The 2,138-nt window shown below is 62.4% G+C and carries 3 protein-coding genes and 1 tRNA gene; all 4 read left to right on the top strand.

All coding sequences use genetic code 11. The annotated features are described in order from the left end of the window. Positions 1–125 precede the first annotated feature (125 nt). The gene (larE, locus tag E6K76_12460; GenBank protein TMQ56522.1) at positions 126–1,001 is read left to right on the top strand and encodes an ATP-dependent sacrificial sulfur transferase LarE; all 876 of its coding nucleotides are present in this window, start codon (positions 126–128) and stop codon (positions 999–1,001) included. Between the two features lie 4 nt (positions 1,002–1,005). After that, positions 1,006–1,239 (top strand): DUF3098 domain-containing protein, encoded by a 234-nt coding sequence (locus tag E6K76_12465; GenBank protein ID TMQ56523.1) that lies wholly within the window; start codon positions 1,006–1,008, stop codon positions 1,237–1,239. Between the two features lie 4 nt (positions 1,240–1,243). Next, positions 1,244–1,319, top strand: a tRNA-Val gene (locus E6K76_12470). 429 nt (positions 1,320–1,748) lie between these two features. Then, positions 1,749–2,138, top strand: a 390-nt coding sequence (locus E6K76_12475; GenBank protein TMQ56524.1) for a hypothetical protein, incomplete at its 3' end; no start/stop codon positions are given.

The raw sequence follows: 2,138 nt of genomic DNA on the forward strand, positions 1-2,138 counted from the left end.
CCCCAAACACCGGTCAAACGCGCCGAGGTTGTAAGCGCGCCCAAGAAGGGAATCGGCGGCTCCTCGTCGGCTCCAAGCGGCGCAACCAAGCGCGCTACGACCCAAAAGAAAGCGGTCACCAAGAAATGAGCGGCGTGCCCGCGACCTTTTTCACCAAGCCCGGCGCCCAATCCTCGGCCGGGCCGGATCTCCCGGCCAAGCAAGCGCGCCTCGAGGAGATCCTGAATGGGCTAGGCCGTGTCTTGATCGCCTACTCGGGGGGAGTGGATTCGTCGGTTCTCCTCGCGGAAGCGCACCGCGTGCTCGGGGAGCGAGCGTGGGGCGTCATCGCGCAGAGCCCCTCGCTTCCGGAGCGGGAGCTTGAGGCCGCGCTCTCGCTCGCCCGAGAAGGCGGATTCAAGGTGCGGGTGATTCGGACCGAGGAGATGGATCGCGGGCAATACCGCGCGAACGGACCCGACCGCTGCTACCACTGCAAGACCGAGCTTTTCGAGAAGCTCGAGCGCCTCGCACTCGAGGAAGGTTGGGACACGCTCGCCTACGGTGCCGTTACCGATGACCTGGGTGACGTGCGGCCGGGGATGGTCGCGGCGGAGCGTCACCGGGTTCGCGCCCCGCTTCTCGAGGCGGGGCTCTCGAAGCTGGAGGTCCGCGTGCTCGCGCGCAGGCTCGGGCTCAAAGTCTGGGACAAACCTCAATCGGCGTGCCTGGCCTCGCGGATTCCGCACGGATCCGAGGTTACCCTGGAGAAGCTGAGGCAGGTCGAGCTGGGGGAAGCGGCCCTCAGGGAGCGGTTCGGGCTCAGGGTCGTTCGCCTGCGTCACGAAGGGCGGAAAGCCCGAATCGAGGTCGATCCCGCCGATGTCGATCGGATTGTCGTTCCCGCGCAAAAAGAGGCTATCCTCACGCTTGTGAAGGGATTAGGATTCTCCGAGTTGGAGATCGACCCGCGGGGGTATCGGCGGGCCGACCCGCTCCCGACCCGCGATCAGGAGGACTGAGCCGATGCCGACCCCTGCCGAGTTGCGCCGGCAGCGCCGGGGGCCCGGGCCACGCCCGAGCGAACCCCCGAACGTGGAGCTTCCCTTCGGGAGGAAGAATTACATTCTTTTCGGCATCGCCGCCCTGGTCATCCTGGCCGGATACATCGCGCTTTCGAAGGGCTCCATAACCCTCGCGCCCATACTGCTTTTGACAGGCTACCTTGTCCTCATCCCGTGGGGCATCCTGGCCAAGTGACGGGGGGCGAATAGCTCAGCTGGTAGAGCACTTGCCTTACACGCAAGGGGTCACAGGTTCGAGCCCTGTTTCGCCCACCAAAAATCAGTCCCCGACGGCTGTTAGCGCCTTTCTTGTGCTTGACTTTCCTCTAGGTGCGTGGTAGAATCTATCGTGTTCAGGCAATACCACGGTGCGGTAGCGCCCAATCAATAAGAGCCCTCGAATACAAACAAGCCTTTGGGACTCTTATAAATAGTTTTGGCCAAACCATCATAAAAGATTGCTCGAAAGGAGGTGTTTCTTACCACCACGGCAATACGCCTACCACCTTCGTGTACGCAGCAGCCCTCTGCATCCCTGTGCTAGTACGCAGCAGTTGAGACCGTAGGAGGTGTGATGATGTTGAAAGTGGCCAAGCTGGGCATTGCGATGGCCGTACTTGCGGTTCCTATGCAGGAGTGCCGGATCCGACGCAGTCGTTCTATGTTCCGCAGATTGGTTCGGTGACCACGCCAACGGAGGGTACGTTGGCGATCAATCAGATGATCATGTGTCCCAACAATGACGTGACCGGGCTTCGTTCCAACAACGCCCGGTTGAAGGTTGTGGTGAAGGCATCGGACGGCTCGCCGATCGCGAATATTCCCGCCGCGGACGTCTGCGTGATGTTCAATGGTGGGACGCCCGTGCAGGGGTTCTCCGGCGTGGGCGACGACTCGATCATTGCGAATGACCAGCTCAATGGGCCGGCGAGTGGAAGGAACTGCCCAAACGTGCGCTGCATACCGGCGGATGCTCCGACCGACGCGAGCGGAACGACCTACATCACGTTTGCAGGGAGCACACCGGGGAGCCCGGGCGTGTCGACGCGGGATCCGCTTCGGAAGTGGGGCGGTTGGGCAGGTAACCTTCCGGTC

The sequence above is a fragment of the Candidatus Eisenbacteria bacterium genome (genome assembly GCA_005893275.1).
Taxonomy (GTDB): domain Bacteria; phylum Eisenbacteria; class RBG-16-71-46; order SZUA-252; family SZUA-252; genus WS-7.